The sequence below is a fragment of the Vibrio marinisediminis genome (assembly GCF_014050145.1).
In the GTDB taxonomy this organism is placed as follows: domain Bacteria; phylum Pseudomonadota; class Gammaproteobacteria; order Enterobacterales; family Vibrionaceae; genus Vibrio; species Vibrio marinisediminis.
The window spans coordinates 1-269 of sequence record NZ_JACFYF010000261.1 but is presented as its reverse complement, the minus strand read 5'-3'; the positions used below and the strand labels follow the sequence as shown (position 1 = coordinate 269).

1 protein-coding gene is annotated in these 269 nt (G+C 71.4%); it reads left to right on the top strand.

The features are described from left to right. On the top strand, positions 1-269 hold a 269-nt coding region (locus H2O73_RS21125; RefSeq protein ID WP_182110809.1), incomplete at both ends, for a nicotinate-nucleotide--dimethylbenzimidazole phosphoribosyltransferase.

Here is a 269-nt window from a genome sequence, read left to right as displayed (position 1 = left end):
CGACGCCATGACACGGGACGAGGCCCTGCAGGCCATGGCGGCAGGGGCGCGCGCCGCGAAGCGTGCCGCCGCGGCCGGCTGTCGTTGCCTGATCATCGGCGAGATGGGCATCGCCAATACCACGGCGAGCAGTGCCTTGTTGGCCGTGCTGACCGGCGGTCCTGTGGCCGGGCTGGTCGGAAACGGTACCGGTCTCGATGCCAGTGGTGTGGCCCACAAGCGGTCGGTGATCGAGCGGGCCCTGGGGGCACGTCGGCCGGATCGCAACG